The organism is Colwellia sp. BRX10-9 (assembly GCF_014077405.1).
Taxonomy (GTDB): domain Bacteria; phylum Pseudomonadota; class Gammaproteobacteria; order Enterobacterales; family Alteromonadaceae; genus Colwellia_A.
The window spans coordinates 54,316-75,930 of the sequence record NZ_JACGVV010000006.1 but is presented as its reverse complement, the minus strand read 5'-3'; the positions used below and the strand labels follow the sequence as shown (position 1 = coordinate 75,930).

Genomic DNA, 21,615 nt, shown 5'->3' with positions numbered 1-21,615 from the left:
TAGCTCTAGTTCAAGGCGATAGCGCGGAGTTGACGATAGTCAATGAGCACTTGCAACGCAGAAATAGAGTTAAATAACTCAACCGATATTACTACCCCATACGATAGTTTGGTGCTTCTTTGGTGATGGTTACGTCATGGACATGCGACTCACCCATACCTGCCGAGGTAATTTTCATAAACTCGGGTTTAGTTCGCATGGTCTCAATATCTTTACTGCCGGTTAAACCCATTGATGAGCGTAATCCGCCCATCTGCTGGTGGATAATTGCAGAAACAGGTCCTTTATAAGCGACACGACCTTCAATACCTTCCGGTACCAACTTGTCAGCTTCGCCATCAGATTTTTGGAAATAACGATCACTTGAACCTTCTTTCTGGCTCATTGCGCCTAAAGAGCCCATACCGCGATATGATTTGTAATAGCGACCTTGATAAAGTTCTACTTCGCCAGGTGCTTCTTCGGTTCCAGCAAACATACTACCAACCATCACACAATGAGCGCCAGCAACCAGTGCTTTAGCAATATCACCAGAGAATCGAATACCACCATCGGCAATAACAGGAATGCCAGTACCTTTAAGCGCTTCTACTGCATTTGAGATAGCCGTTAATTGTGGTACTCCAACGCCAGTTACAATACGCGTAGTACATATTGAACCTGGGCCTATACCCACTTTAACCGCATCTACGCCAACATCGGCTAATGCTTTTGCACCAGCCCCTGTCGCCACATTGCCAGCAACAATTTGTAAGTCAGGATATTTTTGACGGGTTTCTTTTACTCGATCAAGAACACCTTGGGAATGACCATGTGAAGTATCAATTAATAAGACGTCAACACCTGCGGCAACTAACGCGTCAATACGTTCATCAGTACCCGCGCCAACACCTACAGCGGCGCCCACTCGTAAACGACCTAATTTATCTTTACAAGCATTAGGTTTACTTTCAGCTTTTTGATAATCTTTAGCGGTGATCAAACCCACTAATTTAAAGGCATCATCAACCACTAAAATTTTCTCAATACGGTTACTGTGCATTAAGCCAAGTATTTCTTCACGCGCGGCACCTTCTTTAACCGTGACTAATTTTTCTTTAGTCGTCATTAACGCTGAGACAGGCTTAGTTAAGTCTGTTTCAAAGCGTAAATCACGGCCAGTAATTATACCGGTAAGATTGCCATTTTCATCAACAACAGGGAAACCTGAAAAGCCAAGATCATCAGCTTTATGCATGACTTCTTCAATAGTAAAGTTAGCATTGACGGTCACGGGATCGGAAACAATACCACTTTCGTATTTTTTAACTTTTAATACGTTAGCCGCTTGCTCAGCGATGGTCATGTTTTTATGAATAAAACCTAAACCACCTTCTTGCGCTAGTGTAATAGCTAAAGGTGCTTCAGTAACTGTATCCATAGATGCAGATACCATAGGTATATTTAAATTAATTTTACGGGTTAATTTAGTTTTTAAATCGGCCGTATGTGGGAGTACTTCTGAATGAGCAGGTACAAGTAATACATCATCAAAAGTTAGTGCTTCTTGGGCAATTCTTAGCATCGCAACATCTCTCTAAAAAGGTTGGTTAGGGAGTGAATATTGCGGCAGAATTTTAACCGTTTTGTGGTTTAAGAACAACTTAAATTTAACGATAAACTGAAATAATTATCTCTGGGGAGTTTAAAGGAATATATAATTTACTGGTTCCACTTTAATAGGTAAGATCCAAAGGGAATTATAAACGCCTTTAAGCAAGATATTGATTGAAAATAATAGTTATTCTATTATTGAAATCAATAACGTAAAATAAAGTGTTCATAAGCCCCTTTCGGGGAATCGGAACAAGTAATACGCGTCGTTACATTTTATTTAAGGGAATAACCTTTAACAAAAATATGTGCTTAGATTATGATTCGCTTAGGTTTGCTGAAACTCGTATATTTAAGCAGAGCGGATATATCGACTCAAATCGCCTTAACATTAGATAAAGTAAGTATTTTATGGCTACGCAGCACATTTTACAGATAAGTGAACTGACGAGAAAAGTTAAGTTCATGCTAGAAAGTGAACTTAATACCGTATGGTTGTGTGGTGAAATCTCAAATTTCATTGCTGCTAGCTCGGGTCATTGGTATTTGTCACTCAAAGACAGTAAATCGCAAGTGCGTTGCGCAATGTTTAAGGGCAACAATCGACGAGTAAGGTTAGCGGATGGTTCAACGCCTCGCAACGGCCAACAGGTGTTAGTACGCGCCAAGGTTTCTTTGTATGAGCCACGAGGTGATTTTCAATTAATTATTGAAATGATGGAGGATGCGGGTGAAGGTTTATTGCGACAACAATTTGAGCAATTAAAAAGTAAGCTCAATGCACAAGGTTTGTTTGCTCAGCAGTTCAAGCAAGCCATTCCTAAAAATATTAACACGGTTGGCATAGTTACCTCGCCAACGGGTGCTGCAGTTAAAGATATTATATCTGTTTTGCAAAGACGTAATCCAGCAATTACTATCGTTATATACCCTGCACTTGTGCAAGGCGAGCATGCTAAGAATGACATTGTTCATGCCATCGATATCGCTAATCAACGTGAAGAATGCCAAGTATTAATTGTTGGTCGTGGAGGAGGCTCTCTAGAAGACTTATGGAGCTTTAATGAAGAAGATGTAGTCAATGCTATTTTTCATAGTCGCATTCCAATTATCAGCGCTGTTGGTCATGAGATAGACACAACATTAAGTGATCTCGTTGCTGATTTAAGAGCGCCAACACCTTCAGCAGCGGCAGAACTGGTTTCACAAGACAATAGTGAATTACAAAGTCGCCTACAAGAATTATCAAAACGGGCTCAGCAGTTATTTACTCAAAAAGTAAAACAAGAAAACTCATACCTACAAAACCTTAATCATCGCTTAACGCAAGTTCATCCAGAAAGAAAACTTCAGCAGCATCAACAAAAATCAGATGAATTGAATATTCGTTTAGATAAAGCAATAAAGCGTGAATTGGCACGCTTCAAACAAAAACCCGAAAAGTTAGTACGAGATTTACAACATGTAGATCCAACAAAAGTGATCATTCAACATCAAAGTACCTTGCGCCATTTAGATGACAGATTACAACGGGCATTAGACGTTAGCGTAAAAAATAAATCTGAGCACTTTGTTAGCATTATTGAGCAGCTCCATATTGTCAGTCCGCTAGCGACTATTGCCCGTGGTTATAGTGTCAGTCGAAATAGTCATCAGCAAATTGTTCGCACAAAAGATCAAGTGAGTATTGGCGATGAAATATCTATTCAAGTCAGTGATGGTCGTATTTTAAGCCAAGTTATTGATAAGATTTAATTTTCAGCAATAACGGCATGCTGAAGTAACTTTATCACTGATGCTTTACTTTTTTCTTCAAACTTTAAACCGATACAAAGGCCATTAGCTTGTGATTTGTAGCTACAGGTTTCTGCAGAAAACTTTAAATTTCCTAATCCTTGAAAGTCTTCGACAATTAATTCGACAGATTTATTTTTTTCCATCACTAACGACTCGCCGTTAGTGATCAATACTTGGCAGCCATTAACAGAAATATCTATAATGGTCGCTTGCCAATATTCTTTAGCAATATTTATCTTAGCAACAATATCGGTATCAATGCGCATCGCTGAACGTAAGCTTTGTAAGCTAACAGAACGTGGAAAATCAAGGACAATTAATCTCGAAGGTATTTGTAAGGTTTGTTTAACATTACTGATAAAAGCAACCACCGCGCCCTCATGCCCTTCAATTAAACCTCGCACCGTAATACCAGCACCTTGGGTAATATATTGGGAAAAATTCCCTAATTTATTTGCATCAGGAAATTGCACTAAAACATAATGCTTGGGGAGGTAGCCAATGAAGGTGCTACGAAACTTTGCTTTTTGTCCGGCTGGTGTGGCTATATCGATAGTAATCGTTGAGCCTGACTGCAATAAGCCAAGGTTTCTGTCTAAGCGGTTAACCAATGCAATTTTTTTAGGAGTGGCTGCCATAATGTTAACATTTAAGAATAAGTATTTTAAATGTAGCACTTAGCAAAAAGCCAATCAAATGATTGGCTTCAGTAATGTTAAATTATTATCAAAAAAAACGTAAGTTTTTAGTCTTTCTTATAACCTTCAGTAGCTCTGGCCATTTTCTTTTGCTCGGTATAAGTTAACTTTTTCTTGCCAGCAAACGGGTTACTTGTTTCTCTAAACTCAATTCTAATCGGCGTACCCATTATTTTTAATGATTTACGGTAATAATTCATTAAATAGCGTTTATATGAAACAGGAAGCTTTTTGGCTAAATTACCATGAATAACAATGATAGGTGGATTATAACCACCGGCATGCGCATATTTAAGCTTAATGCGACGTCCTTGACTCATCGGTGGTTGATGATCAAACGTGGCCATATCTAATATTTTGGTAACCATTGAGGTAGATATACGTTTAGTTGCTGAAATGAAAGCTTCTTCAACTGACTCATATAAATGGCCAACACCGGTACCGTGTAAAGCAGAGATAAAGTGGATACGTGCAAAATCAATAAAACCTAAACGACGATCTAATTCGGTTTTAATACGATCTTTAACATGCTCTTCTAAACCATCCCATTTATTAACCGCAAGTACCAAAGAACGACCTGCTTCTAAAATAAAGCCCAGTAAACTTAAATCTTGATCGGTAATACCTTCACGAGCATCAATAATTAACAAACAAACATTGGCATCTTCTATGGCACGTAGTGTTTTAATAACAGAATACTTTTCTACAACATCAGTCACGTTTTTACGACGACGAATACCTGCAGTATCAATTAATGTATATTCACGGCCATCATGTTCCATCGGGATATAGACACTATCGCGAGTGGTACCTGGCGCATCAAAAACAACAACGCGGTCTTCACCTAAGATACGGTTAGTCAGTGTTGACTTACCCACATTAGGTTTACCAATGATAGCAAGTTTGATTTTATCATTTTCAAACGGTGCTTCGGCAATTTTTTCTTCATCAGTTTTAGCTGAGAATTCTTGTGCACCATCAAACTCATCATTTTCACGTGCTTCACCAAGTGCTTCTATATGAGGTGTTAATGCCAGTGTTAATAATTGTGTAACACCACGACCATGCGCGGCGGCAATTTTATGAACGGTATCACCCAGTGATAATTCATAAAATTCAGCAACGGCAGAATCAGCATCAATACCATCAACTTTATTCGCAACCAAAAATATTTTCTTATTTTGTTTACGAAGGTAGTCAGCGATACCGATATCCGCTGATGTTAAACCATCACGAGCATCAACCATAAATAAAACAGCATCGGCTTCTGCTATCGCCATTAATGACTGTTCGGCCATTAATGCGTCAATACCTTGTTCATTACCATTAATACCGCCGGTATCAATAACAATAAATGGGTGATCTTCTACTTTCGCTTGACCATATTGACGGTCACGCGTTAAGCCAGGATAATCTGCTACGAGAGCATCTCGGCTTCGGGTTAATCGGTTAAATAACGTCGATTTGCCAACATTAGGACGTCCGACAAGTGCAACAACTGGAAGCATGTTTACCTCTATAAATTCATTTGTAGAGTAAACAACGTCATGCAAAATGCAAAACTTTTACTCTATTTAATAACAAACAACGGCTCCAATGCATTCTGCAATGGAGCCGTTTAATTCTAGCTGATAAAAAGACTTATGGAATTTTTATCGCTTGCAAATCACCATTACGTGATTGTGCGTAAATAATATTTTCGTGTACAGTGGGTGCTATATTTAAACCGCTACTGTCAACTTCATGACGTGCAACGATATCACCTGTTGTTTGGTCGATAAAATGAAGATAGCCTTCAAAGTCGCCAACAACAATATAATCACCAATAATAGCAGGACCGGTAACACCACGATTAGTCAGTGCAAGTTGGCTCCACTTTTCAAAACCGTTTAAACGGTCAACCGCATAAATATGACCTTTAATATCAGTTAAAAATAGGCTGTTACCACTAATAGCCATATCATGATATGACGAATACTGACGTTCCCAAATCATCCGACCGGTACGTAAATCTATAGCGGTCAAATTACCCTTTACAGAAATACTATAAACTTTATCGCCATAAATAAGTGGCGCAGAGTCAACATCTATGACTCGCTCTAATTGTGTCGAGCCACCGGCTTCACCAACTTCTACTGTCCAACCTTGTTGACCAGTTTCAAGAATATAGACGCTCATGGTTCCATTAGCTGAACCAACCATCACACCACCAGAAGAAATCGCTGGCGAACTAACACCACGTAACGTTAATGCTGGTACTTCTTGTTCGATTTGCCATTCATCTTGACCGTTCGAAGCGTTAAAAGCCTTGATGACACCTGAAGCAGTATTGACAACTAAAATACCAGCATCAATAGCGGGAGCTGCAATAACTTCGCCTTTTACTTTTCCTTGCCAATCAAGCTTACCTGTATCAGCATCTAATGCGAATACTTCGCCATTTTCACTGCCAATAAAGACTTTTTGAATACCTAAAATCGGGCCGCCATTTAATAAAGCAGATTGTCGACGTTCAAAAAAGCCGCGTTCGCCTTTTACATCACTTAAATCTGTTGACCAAATTTCTTCACCATTTTCTAGTTCCAAAGCAACAACATCACCGTAACGACTAGCACTGTAAAGTTTGCCGTAAGCAACATTAGGTTTAATACGTGAAAAATAATCGCTAACACCATTACCGACACTGGTTTCCCAGAGCACATCAGCATCAAAAGCTTGTTTGATTTCTGTTAATTCAGCAACTTTAGTCGCTTCATCTTCTTCGTCAGTTGAAGAACAAGCGACAAGCCCTAAGGACACTAGCGCTATCACTAATAACTTTCTATTAAAGCGTAATTTTTTTAACATATGAATGATTAGCCTCTTTATTTAGCAATCGATGATAATTGGGCTAAATCATTTAATTTCATTTGTAAGGCACCATTATTTGTTTGACCTTCAACGTCAAGTGCTGCTTGATAAGCATTACGAGCAAGTTCTACTTTACCTTGCTTGAAATAGGCATCGCCTTTAGTTTCTTCAATCGCACTTTTAAATGATTCTGGCAGTGTAACCGATAGGGTTGCCAATGCTTCAGTGTATTGCTCAAGTTGAATTTGCACACGCGCTAATCGAACACTTGCGATAGCTTTAATACCTTGATTGGTAGAGCTTTCAATAGCACTTGCCAAGTGAATAGCAACTTGTGGCCAATCTTTATGAGTAGCCGCTTCTTTTGCTAGCGCAAGCGCCGTTAATGAAGCGTAGCTAGAGTCTTTATTTTCAGCAATAAATTTACTTGCACTTGCTGAAAAAGCCTTTCCGTCTACACCAGCACTTTCCATCACTGTTTGATAAGCATCAGACGTTAAAACTTCATTCTCAAGTTGGGTATCTTTATATACGTTAAAGCCAATAAAACCAGCAAAACCTAAAACTAAACCGGCAATAACTGCAGTACCATTTTCTTTCCAAAAACCTTTGATGGCTTCGACTTGTTGTTCTTCTGTTTGATAAACGTCCACTACTTCACCTTAAATTAAACTGTTTAATAAAGCTGGCACTTGTTCAAGCGACACCTTCTGTTGTTCTTGTTGTCCACGCAAATATTTTATCGTCACGCTTTGCTCAGCAAGTTCATCTTCACCGATGATAATTGCTACTTGCGCACTCGATTTATCTGCCCGTTTCATTTGTTTTTTCATATTACCACCACCGCAGTGGTTTTGTATGCGAATATCTTTAACTTGGTCACGCCATTGTTCACTGAGTAGCGCTGCTTGAATATCAACCCCCTCACCTAAACCAATAACATAAACATCAACTTGTGCACGAATATTGTTAGCTTTTTCTAAGCTCGTTAACATGAGTACCAAGCGTTCAATGCCTAAGGCAAAACCAAATGCTGGTGTTGCTTTACCACCAAGTTGCTCGACTAAGCCATCATAACGACCACCCGCACAAATAGTACCTTGTGCGCCTAAGCTGTCAGTCACCCATTCAAATACCGTACGATTGTAATAATCTAAACCGCGAACTAAGCGATCATTAATCACATACTTGATACCCGCGGCATCTAAACGCTGACAAACACCCGCAAAGTGAGCTTTAGATTCATCATCAAAATAATCACTTAATTTTGGTGCGCCCACTAAAGCGGCTTGTACATCTTTATTTTTACTGTCTAGAACGCGTAATGGATTGGTATGCATTCTGCGTTTAGAGTCTTCATCAAGCTGATCTTCTTTTTCCGTTAAGAAAACAACTAAAGCATCGCGATAATTTGCACGCTCTTCATTTGAACCTAACGAGTTTAGCTCTAGTGTGACAAACTCATTGATGCCAAGTTCCCGCCAAAGACGAGAAGTTAGCATAATAATTTCTGCGTCTATGTCAGGTGTTCGAATTCCAAAGGCTTCTAAGCCGAATTGGTGGAACTGACGATAACGACCTTTTTGTGGGCGTTCATGCCTAAACATCGGCCCCATGTACCATAAACGTTGTTCTTGGTTATATAATAAACCATGCTGATTGCCTGCACGCACACATGATGCTGTACCTTCTGGTCGCAGTGTTAAGCTATCACCGTTACGGTCATCAAAAGTGTACATCTCTTTTTCAACGATATCAGTAACTTCACCAATAGATCGTTTAAAAAGTCCAGTAGACTCGACAATCGGCATACGTATTTCAGCAAAACCATAGCTACTAGCAACTCGGCGTAAAACTGATTCAACCATTTGCCAAATAGGAGTTTCAGTGGGTAAACAGTCGTTCATCCCTCTGACGGCTTGTAATGTTTTGCTCAAAGTAAGGCTCTCTTTCATCTATTGTATAAAATAGATATTTATATAAAACGGGAAAAATTAAGTGCAGCGCGCATTATAGGCAGTTTGAGACGAAACGTAAATAGTACAGCTGTGATACCTCAAAATGCAGGTTTCAACTGAACTGTCACCGCTATAACGTTTCGCTCTTTTTAAAGTTATTTTATTACTCTATTTCTTTAAATTTTATTTTGTAAGCCGCATCAAGAAGTTTCGCTTTAGCACGAATTCGCTCTTCGAGCTGGTCTACTAAGTTATTATTATCAAAGCGATCTTTTTGGCGGATGCCATCTAAATAATAACCACTTTTTCGGCTACTACCCGTTAAGCCCAAATCAGAAATAATCGCTTCACCCGGACCGTTAACAATACAACCAATAATAGAAACATCCATTGGCGTTAATATATCTTCAATACGTTGTTCTAACGCATTAACGGTGGCGATAACATCAAACTCTTGGCGAGAACAGCTTGGGCAAGCAATAAGATTGATACCTCGACTACGTAATTTTAGTGACTTTAAAATATCAAAACCGACTTTAATTTCTTCTATGGGATCTGCTGCCAAAGAAATGCGTAACGTGTCGCCAATTCCTTCAGCTAATAACAAGCCTAAACCTACAGAAGACTTTACTGAGCCAGAGCGCAAGCCACCTGCTTCGGTAATACCAAGGTGAAGTGGGTTATCAATCTGTTTTGCTAATAAACGGTAAGATTCGACCGCAAGAAATACATCTGAGGCTTTAACACTAACCTTAAACTGATCGAAATTAAGCCTGTCTAGAATATCAACATGACGCATTGCCGATTCAAAAAGTGCTTCTGGCGTTGGTTCTGTATATTTTTCTTGGATATCCTTTTCTAATGAACCACCATTTACACCAATACGAATAGGAATATTTAAGTCACGTGCACATTCAACAACACTACGCACTCGGTCTTCGCGGCCGATATTACCAGGATTAATACGTAAACAATCTGCGCCATACTCAGCAACTTTTAAGGCGATTCGATAATCAAAATGGATATCAGCAACCAGTGGAACTTTCACTAGTTTTTTAATTTCGCGAAAGGCTTCGGCTGCATCCATCGTCGGTACGCTCACCCGAACAATATCAGCACCTACACCTTCTAATGCTTTAATTTGTGCAACGGTTGCTGCCACATCAGTCGTCAACGTATTGGTCATTGACTGCACAGTTATCGGTGCATCGCCACCAACAGGAACATTACCCACCATTATTTGACGAGATTTACGGCGGATGATTGGAGATTCTTTAAACATAATAATTCACAACTTTGGTGGTTTGTCACTTAAGCGCAACAAACGTTATTTATACAAAATGCTAATGACTAATTGGTAACAGGCAAAGTAAATTTAGCGATATTACCACTGTTAAACTGACTCATATCAATGACTTCATCGGCAAAGTTTATTGCCACTAATTCAGGTCTTCCTAGGGTAACATCAAAAGGTGCTTGCCCAGATATTGTCATAACGTAACCCAATTTTTTCACACCCCAAGCAATGCGCTCACCTGTTGAATCTGAAATATTTACCCAACAGTCACCAGAAAAAGTAAAAGTAACTTCAGTTAAAGGCACTTCAGTCAATGCTTCCTCTGCTATTGGGGTATTTTCAACTGCAATGATGTCAGCTTCGCTCACTTGACTATTTTCTACATTAACCGCTGCGGGTGTAATATCATTACTTTGCTGCTCTAACACGGCAGTAGCTAAAGGTGCCTCAGTAATAGTTTTAGTCACGTTATCAATGTTAACTGTCGAAAGATCACTCGTTTGATTTTCGTTAACATCGTCAGCACTTTGAGTAATTATCTCAATATCTTCAGCCAGCGTTTGAGCTTGTTCTTTATTATTTTGCAACCACCACATCATAGTAGAACCAATGAGAATGGCTAAAATGATATAGCTTATCCACATAATACGATTGCTTTCTGCTAACTTTTCCGTGCCTTTAGAAAAACTTTGTAGTTTAGAAACTTGTGCTTTAGCTATATTTAATTGTTCATAGCTTACCAATACATCATCTTGAGAAACATTAACTAATTTTGCATAGCTACGTAAATAGCCGCGATTATAAGTTTCCGGTAAATTACTATTAAACAGCTCACTTTCTATCTCATTAACTAAAGTAAGACGAAAATTGAGTTTACTCGCAACCTCTTGCTGAGTTAAGCCTGCTTTTTTTCTAGCATCACTAAGAATTTGTCCCGGCCCAATGATTTTACTATTGTCAGAAAGGTCGTCTTCGGAACTGTTATGCAAGGGTTCTGATGATGCAGTAGCTTGTGCCTTTTTGATATTATTAGGCGTTTCAACATGGGTCATTGGGTTTTCTCTTGTTCAACTTTATTAGTAGCATTGTTGGTTGGCATAGTATCAGTATGCTCTGGTAAATAAACATAGAACGTTTGGCCTAGCTTTAAAATATCGCTACGAGTAATATTATTCCAGCGCTCTAGTGTCTTCATATGAATATTGTATTTTTTTGAGAGGCTAAATAAACTGTCACCTTTGACAATAACATGTATTTTTGTTTCAAGGTTAGCCTTTAGCTGTTCTTGGGTATCCTTGATACTCATCACCTCTACGTCAGTACCTTTAGCAACTGTTGCTTTTTTAGCCTGTTGTTTTAGCCGTTTTTTTTGGGGCTTATTCGGTGACAAAACAACGACACGTTTCGGTGGTAAAGCGTCACTAGTTGTTAATATCGATGCTTGATAAATCTTTGCTAAGTCATCCGCTTCAGTATGCTCAAGCGCATTTAAAATATATTGCTTAGCTTGGTAAGAAGTTGGGAACATTTTTACCAACATACTGGCATAATTTTTAGCTGTACGATAATTGCGCTGCTTTTCAAAAACCTTATAAGCCAATGAAAGTGCTTCAGGACTAAAGCGACGAGTTGCTTTTTCATAACGTTTCAAATAACGTTGCGCGGATTTATAATCGCCAATAGCGTACTGTAAGCGAACCATTTGTAATAAAGCTGATGCACGATTAGGACTATGCTGAATAGATTTTGTAAAGTATTTTTCAGCCTTAACAAATTCACCGGCTTTTAGTTGACAAAGCGCCAGGTTTTCGTAGCTTTGCGAGACCATTAAGTACGTTGGGATTGCTATCGCTTTTAAAGTGTATTTTTCAGCGTCAGCATACTTTTCATGTCGACAAAGAAAAACCCCATAATTATTTAAGGTATCTGGATTTTTTTCATCAATTGATAACGCTTGTTCATAAGCATTGGTAGCAAGCTGTGATTCGCCAACCACATCATAATAGTGAGCAAAGGCCGTATAAACTTGGGATAAGTTCGGTGAAAAGCGCTTTGCTTTCTCCAAGTTTAATTTCGCTTGGCTAGTATTTCCCATTTTTAAATAGCCAAGGCCTAATGAAATTCGAGTCATCGCCATTTCATTATTACTTGAGTCACTTTCTACTACAGGTATTGTACTGTCGTTCTCATAATTTTGTGTTACACACCCAGAAAGGACAATTAACAAAGCGATAACGCTCGTTATAAATAACCGCGGCAGAAATTTGATCATATGGCAGAATGTCACTTATCGTAATGTAATAATTACAGATTATACCTATACCCGATCTACTTCAAGATGCTTGTTGAACTAGCATGCTGTCGAACGGGTATAAATACCTCGAGAATAAAGTGTTAGACCAGTTTAACTGAAATCTCTTGGGCTTTAGACTCGTCATTTTTTGAAGAGTTCATTGCTGTTCGCTTTGTTCTATCAAAAACATCACCGGCTAATTGGCCACAAGCTGCATCAATATCATCACCACGGGTACGACGAGTAATAACGGTTAACCCATATGACTGCAGTACTTTATCAAAACGGTCAATACGTGAATTACTTGAACGTTTATAAGGCGATCCAGGGTAAGGATTAAACGGGATCAGATTGATTTTGCTCGGTAAATCTTTCAAAGCGATAGCAAGTTCATGTGCTTGGTCAGTACTGTCATTAACATGATCTAACATCACATATTCAATCGTTGCCTGCTTATTAGCTTTTGAACCATCAATATAACGTCCAGCTGCCGCAATAAACTCTTCTAAAGGATACTTTTTGTTTATCGGGACCAATACATCACGAAGCTCGTTGTTACCCGCGTGAATTGAAATGGCTAATGCACAATCTATTTTTTCTTTTAACATATCAAGCGCCGGTACTACACCAGAAGTACTCACTGTTACTCGACGTTTTGAGAGGCCGTAGCCTAAATCATTTAACATAGTATCAAGCGCTGGAATTAAATTTTTCATATTTAAAAGCGGCTCGCCCATTCCCATCATAACAATATTGGTAATGGGACGTTTTCCAGCGATACGTGTCGCGCCAATATCATTAGCAACACGCCATACTTGACCAATAATTTCGCTCATAGACAAATTGCGATTAAAGCCTTGTTGCGCCGTGGCACAAAACGTACATTCAAGTGCACAACCGACTTGCGAGGATACACATAATGTTGCGCGATCGTTTTCAGGGATCCACACTGTTTCAACTTCTTGACCACCTTCGAGGCGTAAAGAGTATTTTATCGTGCCGTCAGTTGATACTTGCTTTTCAGATATTTCTGGTGCACTAATTTCTGTTTCACGTTGTAATTTTTCACGTAATTTTTTGTTCAAATTAGTCATTAATTCAAAATCAGAGTAACCAAAATGATATATCCATTTCATCATTTGATCGGCACGAAATGGCTTTTCGCCAATTGAAGCAAAGTATTCACGCATCCCTTGATGGTCCAAGTTTAATAGATTTACTTTCTTCTTTACCGCAGATACGGTCGGGCTTACAACTTCAGTCACTTCACTCATGATTCACTACTTCTCAAACAACAAAATTACAAAAAACAATTGTACAGCTTTCATACAAAACATGACAATTTACAGATCAAATTATATCAAACCTTAACGTTTTTAATTAAATTTCTCTTTTTGTAAAACAGAGGGTTAGTAAATTAAAAAGCTTAAGGTTTATTATAACTCTAAAAATAACAAAAGGATTTTACTGGAAACAGTAAAACCCTTTAATATTCTATTTCTAGATTAAACTAAGTTAATGATGACAATTCAAAAAGGATAGCGCGGAGCTTACGTTAGTAAGTGAGCACTTTTCTTACAGAAGTTTCGCCATTAACAACGTTTAATATCAGATTAACGAGTGCGTGGGCAAATTTCGTCATCTGAGAAGAAGTAAGCAATTTCACGTGCAGCAGATTCTAAAGCGTCAGAACCGTGAGCAGCATTTTCGTCGATGCTATCAGCAAGATCAGCACGGATAGTACCAGCAAGTGCTTCAGCTGGGTTAGTAGCACCCATGATTTCACGGTTTTTAAGAACAGCGTTTTCGCCTTCTAAAACTTGAACCATAACTGGACCAGAAGTCATGAATGAAACTAAAGCGCCAAAGAAAGGACGTTCGCTATGTTCAGCGTAAAAGCCTTCAGCTTTTTCTTGGCTTAAGTGAATCATTTTAGAAGCAACAATTTTTAAACCAGCAGTTTCAAAACGGTTATAAATTTGACCAATGAAGTTTTTAGCAACTGCGTCTGGTTTTACGATAGAAAAAGTACGTTCGATAGCCATGATAAGCCCTTATATATATTTTAGATAAAATAGGTGTATAAATTTTGGCGCGATTATAGACGAATTTGAACAAAAAAACTAATATTATTCACTTAGTACTCTTTTTGATTTTAATGTCTTGAATCCGGCCTCGAATCCTTCTAGAGATATGGGTAACGTAAGTTGCTTTTTACTCTCTAAAGCAAAAGCGATCATACCGACCTTAGCGTTTTTCATCTCCTTGAGTAAAACATCATCGATTTTAATCATACTTTAAGGCGTAAAATAAGCTGACATAAAAAAACTGACATTGAGTCAGTTTATTTATATGAGTAACAAAATACTAACTACACACTGCTTCGACGATACTGTCGATATTCTGGTTGCCAAAAGTTCTGTTCTATTTTTGCGAGTAAACTTTCATCATCGATGCGTAAAGCTAAGTTTTGATCAAAAGCTACTTTCGCGACAGCAAAGGCTATTTTTCGACTTAAACTGGCAATCTCAGTGAGTGGAGGTAAGAGTTCACCCAGCCCGGTGTTGGCTAATGGTGAAGCTTTAGCAAGAGTTTCGCTGGCAACCATTAACATTTCATCGGTAACACGGTTAATATTGGCTGAAACAATACCCAAACCTAAACCAGGAAAAATATAACTATTATTACATTGCACGATAGGAAAAGTTTTACCTTGATATTCAACGGGTTTAAATGGACTGCCGGTTGCAACAATGACCTCGCCTTGCGTCCAATTAATGACTTGTGTTGGCGTAGCTTCTACTTGTTTAATAGGATTACTAAGCGGGAAAATAATCGGCATTGGACAGTGTGATTTCATTGCTCTAATCACAGGTTCGGTAAATAAACCCGGCACACCTGACACGCCGATTAAAATATCTGGCTGAGCATTATTCATCACTTCTAATAATGTCGCGTATCGCCCTGAAACAGCCCACGTAGAAATTGTACGAGGTGATTGCACCAGTTTTTGCTGAAAGTCTCGTAAATCAGCCATACCATCGGTTAATAAACCAAAACGGTCGACCATAAAAATTTGACTGCGTGCTTGTTTTGCAGAAATACCTTCACTGACCATTTGCGCAATAATTTGTTCGGCAATACCGCAACCGGCAGAGCCACTGCCAACAAAGACAACTTTTTGCTGTGATAATGTGGTTTCTTTAGCAAGCTTACGCCCTTTAATGCGGCATGCTGCTAGTAAAGTACCGACAGTCACTGAGGCGGTTCCTTGAATATCATCATTGAAACAACAAATTTCATCACGATACTTATTAAGTAATGGTGTGGCATTGGGTTGAGCAAAATCTTCAAATTGCAATAATACATGTGGCCAACGACGTTTCACTGCTTGAATAAACATGTCAACGAACTCGTTGTATTCTTCTTGATTAATACGTTTATGACGACGCCCCATATACATAGGGTCATTCAATAACTTTTCGTTATTGGTACCAACATCGAGCATTACCGGTAAAGTATACGCGGGGCTAATACCGCCACAAGCGGTATAAAGTGAAAGCTTGCCGATCGGAATACCCATTCCACCTATGCCTTGGTCACCCAGACCAAGAATACGCTCGCCATCGGTAACAACAATGACTTTTATTTTATTTTTTGTCGCATTACGAAGAATATCATCCATGTGATGTCTATCTTCATAAGAAATAAATAATCCACGCGAGCTACGATAAATATCTGAAAATTGCTCACACGCATCACCTACTGTCGGCGTATAAATAATCGGCATCATCTCAGCTAAGTGCGCCTGAACGAGCCTGAAAAATAAAGTTTCGTTGTTATCATGAATTGTACGTAAATAAATATGCTTATTTAAGTTGGTTCGAAACTTATTATATTGCATAAAAGCACGTTCAACTTGCTCGTCTATTGTTTCATAACGGGGCGGCAATAAGCCCATTAAGTTAAAATTAGTGCGCTCCTCTTCGTCAAAAGCGCTACCTTTATTTAATAGGGGGGTTTCTAAAAGACTTGGACCAGCATAGTGGATATATAACGGACGTTTAATATTTATTGTCATAATAATTTTTGATGTAGACCATATGGTTGATGAATAGTCAAAATTCATGGTAGTGATATATGCGGTAGTATAAGCCAGATGAGGTTTATAAAACAATCAATTACCTAAACAAGACTAAAAATTACCCTTAAATTTATCTGCCGCTAATCGACTTCAGAAATCCACGCTAATTGAATGGCCTCAAGCACTCTTTCACCACAATGCTTAGGATCATCATCAAAATTATCGAGGGCTATCACCCATTGCATCAATTCTGGAAAATGTAATTTAAGTGGATCAGCATCCGGATGCTCTTCCATTAAGTCTAATGCTAACTCTAATGAGTCTGTCCAACGATATCCCATATATAACTCCAACTTTTAAAATAAAAGATTAAACCACAATGCATCTATTGCAATCATGATAATTAACCAAATAAACATTCTTCGGTATTTAAGGCAAAATTGACAATCAGTTTGCCACCATTTTTTCAATGTCTCTTTCACTTAAACCACCCACCTTAACGCTTGGTCATAAGTATATACCTATGATACATCAAAGGCGCTACTTCAGCAGGAAATATAATCCCTTAAGATAGAATTGATTGAAATATTATGGTTATAATCTCGTCAAGAATTTTTATTAAAAGAGCAGATAATAATATGAGTGAAATTAAGTTTTCATCCGCACAAAAAGAGTTACTGGTTCAAAAACTACAGCATTATTTTGCAAGCGAACTTGATCAAGAGCTTGCTCAGTTTGACGCTGACTTTTTGCTTGATTTTTTTACTAAGGAAATGGGCAATCATTATTATAATCAAGGTATTTATGATGCCCAGCAATTATTAACAGAAAAACTTGATTATATTTCTGATGAAATGTATCAATTAGAAAAACCAGCCAACTAATGACCACTGAGCAAAAATAGATAAATTAACTTGAGCCTTAGCAATATTCTCTACCCTTTATCTGCAAGATTAATTTTAAATTGTATTATCAAGCGGCAATTATAATAAGAGTTGATTTATCACAACGATTATTCTGATAAATACGCTAATATGGCTTTACTGATTATTTGAAATACAAACTATAATGCAAATTACTGATTTAAATGAAGAGCAGAAAATTCTGCCAATATTTCGCTTAGGCTTCCGACCCTTTTTTTTAGGTGGCGCTGTTTTTAGTTTAATTGCCATTACTTTATGGTTGTTAATCTATAAAGGGACCATTAGCTTTTCACCTTACGGTGGTGGCTATTGGTGGCATATTCATGAAATGATTTTTGGTTTCGGCAGTGCCATCATTGTTGGTTTTTTACTCACCGCAGTGCAAAATTGGACAGGTATTGCCAGTGTTAAAGGCAAACCCCTCGCCGCTTTATTCTTGCTATGGTTATTAGGCCGAGTGGTCATGTTAATGCCCGACTTATTAGGGGCAACATTAAGCGCTTTGATAGATTTAAGTTTCTTATTAGCTATCGCTTATACACTCGCCAAACCTATATTAGCGATAAAGCAGTATCGAAATTTATTTTTTGTACCACTATTGGTGATGTTTACCATCGCCAATGGAGAAATGCACTTAGCAACCCTTTACCCACAAAGTTTTTCGTTGAGCTACTCAGGTTATGCCGGTGTTTTATTAGTGGTATTTTTAATGTCCGTTATGTCTGGACGTGTTGTGCCAATGTTCACCGCTAATGGAACACAAACCACAAAAACAACCCCTGCTCCTTTACTTGATAAACTTGCTAATGGCAGTTTACTGCTTGCTATGCTGATGTTGTTGTTACATCCATTGGTGGGTTTTGTGCCGATGTTTTTTGGCATTATCTTAATTTTTGCTGGTTTATTTCAGTTAATTCGTTGGTTGAGATGGCGACCTTGGATAACACTGGGCGTACCACTTTTATGGTCATTACATTTCGCTATTAAATTTATTTGGTTTGGTCTTATCTTATTAGGATTTAGCTACATTATTGATGAAATCCCCAGTAATCATGTTTGGCATCTATTAACCATTGGTGGCATGGGGGGGATTATTTTAGCAATGATTTCTCGTGTTTCTTTAGGGCATTCTGGTCGACCATTAACCCCACCTAAAATGATGTCGGTCGCTTTTGCATCTATTACCCTCTCGGCTATGGTTCGGGTATTTGGGCCTTGGTTAGTACCAGAAAAAACTTTACTCTTTGTCGATATAAGTGGTTTTTTCTGGTTGGTTGCTTTTGGACTCTTTACTTTTTACTACGGGCCAATGTTGCTAAAAGCACGAGAAGATGGTCGTCCTGGTTAAACTAAGTAACACTCATGCCATAAAATAAATATCACATGATAAAACGGTAAACAGAAATATACGCTGATTGCCGTTTTTTTTTATCTTAATTTCTATTAAGCTAACAACATAATTTCTTTTTGACTACTCGCTATGCAAACCGTTTTTTTAGATCAACAAACCTTTAGTGCCAGCATTTCTTTGACCCGTATAAAGTCTGAGGTCAGTACATTAAGCTGTTATGCCACCACCACTGACAGTCAAATTATTGAACGTTGTAAAACGGCTGAGATTATTATCACCAACAAAGTGTTGTTATCTAAAAATATACTCGAGCAATTACCCCAACTAAAATTAGTGTGCATTGCCGCAACAGGTATGAATAATGTTGACCTAGTTGCTGCTAAAGCACTTAACATTTCGGTTAAAAACGTCAGTGGTTACTCACAAGCCTCAGTCAGTCAATATGTCTTTGCGCAAATGCTTGAATATTTCAGTAATACCGCACACCACAACATCAACACTCAACAAGGACATTGGCAAAACAGTGCTACTTTTTGTTTTCATGGCAAAGGAAGTCAAGAATTAGCAGGAAAAACCATCGGCATCATTGGTTTTGGCAACTTAGGTAAAGCGGTAGCGAAAATTGCTCAGGCTTTTGATATGCACGTCATGATTGCTGAACGTCCTAATGCGATAAAAATAAGAGAAAACCGTCATAGCTTTACTGAAGTATTAAATAAAGCCGATGTTATCAGCTTACACTGCCCACAAACCGAGGAGACGATAAACTTAATAAATAGTGAAACTTTAGCGCTTATGAAACCCTCGGCGTTACTGATTAACACGGCGCGAGGTGCACTGGTTAATAGTACGGATTTACTGCAGGCATTAAAGAATAAAATCATATCTCACGCCGTGCTCGATGTATTAGAACATGAGCCGCCAACAGTGAGTCACCCGTTAATTAATGCATTAATGAAAAAAGAAATCGATAACTTGTCGATAACTGCCCATATTGCTTGGGCCAGTATCGAGTCGCAGCAGCGATTAATTGATTTAGTCGCTTTAAATATTAAAAACTATAAAGCCGTATAAGGTTTATTTATACGGCTTTTGATAAGACACATCTAAACGAATAGCTATACTATAAGTTCAGATGTGTGGTTGATGTTGATTAACTTTCTCTAATAAGATAATCGAATGCTGACAAGGATGCTTTTGAACCCTCACCCATCGCAATAACAATTTGCTTATAAGGCACGGTAGAAACATCTCCAGCAGCAAATATACCCGGCTCAGAGGTCTGACATTTTTCGTCAATGATGACTTCGCCATATTTAGTACATTCAACAATACCCTGTAAAAAATCACTGTTGGGTAATAAGCCTATTTGGATAAATATTCCCGACAAGCTTTGTTGCTTCATCTCCCCTGTTGCTCTATCTTCATAAGCCAGAGCAACAACTTTACCACCTTCAGCAATCACTTCTTTAGTAGCAACATTTTTAATGATGGTGATCTTTTTATGCGCTTCCGCTTTTTCTACCAATATTTTATCTGCTTTCAAGCCAGGTAAGAATTCGAAGACGGTAACATGATTAACCATACTTGCTAAATCTAATGCCGCTTCTATTCCTGAGTTACCACCACCAACCACAGCAACATCTTTACCTTTGAAAAATGGGCCATCACAATGCGGACAATAAGCGACACCAGAACCAATATTTTCTTTTTCTCCTGGTATACCAAGTTCACGCCATTTAGCCCCAGTAGCAATGATCACCGTTTTAGATTCGATAACTTCGCCGCTAGAAAGATGTAGCTTTTTCGGTACTTTGCTCTCGGGCTCACCTTTATCTATTTTTTCAACACGTACAAACTCTCTTGTCGTTATCTCGTAATCATTTAAGTGCGCTTGCATATTACCCGTTAGTTGTGTGCCGGTCGTTTTAGAGACTGAAATTAAGTTCTCAATACCTACGGTATCTTTGACCTGACCACCAAAACGGTCAGCAATAATAGTCACTTTCAAACCTTTACGAGCGGCATAAATAGCAGCAGCAACACCGGCAGGACCTGCGCCTATAACGGTAATATCTTGTAACGGTAACTGCTCGTTGTCATCGCCACCGACAATATAAGGGAAACGTTCGATAAGTTTATCGACTAATTGACCTGTGTCTATTTTTCCATTCGCAAATAATTCGCCATTAAGGTAAACACTCGGTACACCTTGGATATTACGTTCGTCTATTAAGTTCTTAAATAAGCCACCATCAATCATTTCACTGCTGATACCTTCGTTTAATAAGGCAAACTGATTCAACGATTGCACAACATCAGGACAGTTATGGCAACTTAAGGAAATAAATACTTCAAAGTGCAAATCTTCTTTGATTTTTTGCACCATTTTAGTCAAGGTGCTGTCTAATTTCAGTTCGGTACCAGATGACTGTAAAATAGCTAATATCAACGAATTAAATTCATGTCCACTGGGAATACCAGAAAAGTGGATGCCATTATTGTTACCGTCAATTTCTAAGTAGAACGTAATAGGGCTGCGTAAACCACCATCGCGTTCAACAAGTAGTAGATTGTCTGATACTGATGTTAACTGTGTTAAAAATTCTTTTAATTCATTGCGTTTTTGATGTTCACCCGTCTGTAAAACTAGTGATACTTTGTTGGTCATATTTTGGGTATAAGCTTTTACTGCATTTAAAATATCTTCACTTAACATGGGGCTACCTCATTATTTATCTTGTTGAATTTGACATAAGAGCTGTCATTTT

General features: G+C 38.3%; 19 protein-coding genes. 4 read left to right on the top strand and 15 right to left on the bottom strand.

Going from position 1 to position 21,615, the window contains the following annotated elements:
- Positions 1-91: 91 nt before the first annotated feature.
- The gene (gene guaB, locus H4J69_RS05530; RefSeq protein ID WP_182213278.1) at positions 92-1,564 is read right to left on the bottom strand and encodes an IMP dehydrogenase; all 1,473 of its coding nucleotides are present in this window, start codon (positions 1,562-1,564) and stop codon (positions 92-94) included.
- Between the two features lie 440 nt (positions 1,565-2,004).
- Here guaB and xseA point away from each other — a divergent pair, with 440 nt between their 5' ends.
- On the top strand, positions 2,005-3,348 hold the full coding sequence (gene xseA, locus H4J69_RS05525; RefSeq protein ID WP_182244246.1) for an exodeoxyribonuclease VII large subunit: 1,344 nt from the start codon (positions 2,005-2,007) through the stop codon (positions 3,346-3,348).
- Here the strand turns inward: xseA and H4J69_RS05520 are convergent.
- The 13 genes from H4J69_RS05520 to iscX form a co-directional block, all read right to left on the bottom strand.
- Positions 3,345-4,028 carry a PilZ domain-containing protein gene (locus H4J69_RS05520; protein ID WP_182213275.1) on the bottom strand — a complete coding sequence of 228 codons (684 nt, stop codon included), beginning with the start codon at positions 4,026-4,028 and terminating at the stop codon, positions 3,345-3,347. The genes xseA and H4J69_RS05520 overlap by 4 nt on opposite strands.
- A 107-nt stretch (positions 4,029-4,135) precedes the next feature.
- A complete protein-coding gene (der, locus tag H4J69_RS05515; RefSeq protein ID WP_182176297.1) occupies positions 4,136-5,596 on the bottom strand; it encodes a ribosome biogenesis GTPase Der in 1,461 nt (486 codons plus the stop codon).
- A gap of 133 nt (positions 5,597-5,729) precedes the next feature.
- Positions 5,730-6,935, bottom strand: a complete 1,206-nt coding sequence (bamB, locus tag H4J69_RS05510; protein WP_182213272.1) for an outer membrane protein assembly factor BamB — start codon at positions 6,933-6,935, stop codon at positions 5,730-5,732.
- A gap of 17 nt (positions 6,936-6,952) precedes the next feature.
- Positions 6,953-7,591 (bottom strand): tetratricopeptide repeat protein, encoded by a 639-nt coding sequence (locus tag H4J69_RS05505; RefSeq protein ID WP_182221153.1) that lies wholly within the window; start codon positions 7,589-7,591, stop codon positions 6,953-6,955.
- A 9-nt stretch (positions 7,592-7,600) separates the two neighbouring features.
- A complete protein-coding gene (gene hisS / locus H4J69_RS05500; protein ID WP_182244247.1) occupies positions 7,601-8,875 on the bottom strand; it encodes a histidine--tRNA ligase in 1,275 nt (424 codons plus the stop codon).
- A 184-nt stretch (positions 8,876-9,059) separates the two neighbouring features.
- Positions 9,060-10,178 carry a flavodoxin-dependent (E)-4-hydroxy-3-methylbut-2-enyl-diphosphate synthase gene (ispG, locus tag H4J69_RS05495; protein ID WP_070374804.1) on the bottom strand — a complete coding sequence of 373 codons (1,119 nt, stop codon included), beginning with the start codon at positions 10,176-10,178 and terminating at the stop codon, positions 9,060-9,062.
- 68 nt (positions 10,179-10,246) lie between these two features.
- Positions 10,247-11,245 (bottom strand): RodZ domain-containing protein, encoded by a 999-nt coding sequence (locus tag H4J69_RS05490; RefSeq protein ID WP_182244248.1) that lies wholly within the window; start codon positions 11,243-11,245, stop codon positions 10,247-10,249.
- On the bottom strand, positions 11,242-12,465 hold the full coding sequence (gene pilW / locus H4J69_RS05485) for a type IV pilus biogenesis/stability protein PilW (protein WP_182251925.1): 1,224 nt from the start codon (positions 12,463-12,465) through the stop codon (positions 11,242-11,244). Before pilW ends, H4J69_RS05490 begins: the two co-directional genes overlap by 4 nt.
- A gap of 122 nt (positions 12,466-12,587) precedes the next feature.
- The gene (locus tag H4J69_RS05480) at positions 12,588-13,760 is read right to left on the bottom strand and encodes a bifunctional tRNA (adenosine(37)-C2)-methyltransferase TrmG/ribosomal RNA large subunit methyltransferase RlmN (RefSeq protein ID WP_070374807.1); all 1,173 of its coding nucleotides are present in this window, start codon (positions 13,758-13,760) and stop codon (positions 12,588-12,590) included.
- A 339-nt stretch (positions 13,761-14,099) separates the two neighbouring features.
- On the bottom strand, positions 14,100-14,531 hold the full coding sequence (gene ndk / locus H4J69_RS05475) for a nucleoside-diphosphate kinase (RefSeq protein WP_070374808.1): 432 nt from the start codon (positions 14,529-14,531) through the stop codon (positions 14,100-14,102).
- A gap of 84 nt (positions 14,532-14,615) precedes the next feature.
- Entirely contained in the window at positions 14,616-14,780 is a 165-nt protein-coding gene (locus H4J69_RS20320; RefSeq protein ID WP_182229949.1) for an invasion associated locus B family protein, read from the bottom strand.
- Positions 14,781-14,857: 77 nt separating this feature from the next.
- Complete coding sequence (locus H4J69_RS05465; protein ID WP_182213262.1) at positions 14,858-16,567, bottom strand: NAD-dependent malic enzyme; 1,710 nt, start codon at positions 16,565-16,567, stop codon at positions 14,858-14,860.
- A 143-nt stretch (positions 16,568-16,710) separates the two neighbouring features.
- Positions 16,711-16,911 (bottom strand): Fe-S cluster assembly protein IscX, encoded by a 201-nt coding sequence (gene iscX, locus H4J69_RS05460; protein WP_070374809.1) that lies wholly within the window; start codon positions 16,909-16,911, stop codon positions 16,711-16,713.
- Positions 16,912-17,208: 297 nt separating this feature from the next.
- On the opposite strand from iscX, the gene H4J69_RS05455 reads away from it, so the two are divergent.
- The 3 genes from H4J69_RS05455 to H4J69_RS05445 all read left to right on the top strand — a co-directional run bounded on the left by H4J69_RS05455 (position 17,209) and on the right by H4J69_RS05445 (position 19,918).
- Positions 17,209-17,454, top strand: a complete 246-nt coding sequence (locus H4J69_RS05455; RefSeq protein ID WP_182213260.1) for a DUF2164 domain-containing protein — start codon at positions 17,209-17,211, stop codon at positions 17,452-17,454.
- Positions 17,455-17,638: 184 nt separating this feature from the next.
- Positions 17,639-18,841, top strand: a complete 1,203-nt coding sequence (locus tag H4J69_RS05450; protein WP_182244156.1) for an NnrS family protein — start codon at positions 17,639-17,641, stop codon at positions 18,839-18,841.
- Positions 18,842-18,973: 132 nt separating this feature from the next.
- The gene (locus H4J69_RS05445; RefSeq protein WP_182244157.1) at positions 18,974-19,918 is read left to right on the top strand and encodes a D-2-hydroxyacid dehydrogenase; all 945 of its coding nucleotides are present in this window, start codon (positions 18,974-18,976) and stop codon (positions 19,916-19,918) included.
- A gap of 79 nt (positions 19,919-19,997) precedes the next feature.
- On the opposite strand, the gene ahpF is transcribed toward H4J69_RS05445, so the two are convergent.
- The gene (ahpF, locus tag H4J69_RS05440; RefSeq protein WP_182244158.1) at positions 19,998-21,563 is read right to left on the bottom strand and encodes an alkyl hydroperoxide reductase subunit F; all 1,566 of its coding nucleotides are present in this window, start codon (positions 21,561-21,563) and stop codon (positions 19,998-20,000) included.
- Positions 21,564-21,615: the final 52 nt, after the last annotated feature.

Coding starts and splice junctions, on each gene's coding strand:
- guaB (WP_182213278.1), bottom strand. CDS start 1,564: ATGCTAAGAATTGCCCAAGAAGCACTAACTTTTGATGATGTATTACTT.
- xseA (WP_182244246.1), top strand. CDS start 2,005: ATGGCTACGCAGCACATTTTACAGATAAGTGAACTGACGAGAAAAGTT.
- H4J69_RS05520 (WP_182213275.1), bottom strand. CDS start 4,028: ATGGCAGCCACTCCTAAAAAAATTGCATTGGTTAACCGCTTAGACAGA.
- der (WP_182176297.1), bottom strand. CDS start 5,596: ATGCTTCCAGTTGTTGCACTTGTCGGACGTCCTAATGTTGGCAAATCG.
- bamB (WP_182213272.1), bottom strand. CDS start 6,935: ATGTTAAAAAAATTACGCTTTAATAGAAAGTTATTAGTGATAGCGCTA.
- ispG (WP_070374804.1), bottom strand. CDS start 10,178: ATGTTTAAAGAATCTCCAATCATCCGCCGTAAATCTCGTCAAATAATG.
- H4J69_RS05490 (WP_182244248.1), bottom strand. CDS start 11,245: ATGACCCATGTTGAAACGCCTAATAATATCAAAAAGGCACAAGCTACT.
- pilW (WP_182251925.1), bottom strand. CDS start 12,465: ATGATCAAATTTCTGCCGCGGTTATTTATAACGAGCGTTATCGCTTTG.
- H4J69_RS05480 (WP_070374807.1), bottom strand. CDS start 13,760: ATGAGTGAAGTGACTGAAGTTGTAAGCCCGACCGTATCTGCGGTAAAG.
- ndk (WP_070374808.1), bottom strand. CDS start 14,531: ATGGCTATCGAACGTACTTTTTCTATCGTAAAACCAGACGCAGTTGCT.
- H4J69_RS20320 (WP_182229949.1), bottom strand. CDS start 14,780: ATGATTAAAATCGATGATGTTTTACTCAAGGAGATGAAAAACGCTAAG.
- H4J69_RS05465 (WP_182213262.1), bottom strand. CDS start 16,567: ATGACAATAAATATTAAACGTCCGTTATATATCCACTATGCTGGTCCA.
- iscX (WP_070374809.1), bottom strand. CDS start 16,911: ATGGGATATCGTTGGACAGACTCATTAGAGTTAGCATTAGACTTAATG.
- H4J69_RS05455 (WP_182213260.1), top strand. CDS start 17,209: ATGAGTGAAATTAAGTTTTCATCCGCACAAAAAGAGTTACTGGTTCAA.
- H4J69_RS05450 (WP_182244156.1), top strand. CDS start 17,639: ATGCAAATTACTGATTTAAATGAAGAGCAGAAAATTCTGCCAATATTT.
- H4J69_RS05445 (WP_182244157.1), top strand. CDS start 18,974: ATGCAAACCGTTTTTTTAGATCAACAAACCTTTAGTGCCAGCATTTCT.
- ahpF (WP_182244158.1), bottom strand. CDS start 21,563: ATGTTAAGTGAAGATATTTTAAATGCAGTAAAAGCTTATACCCAAAAT.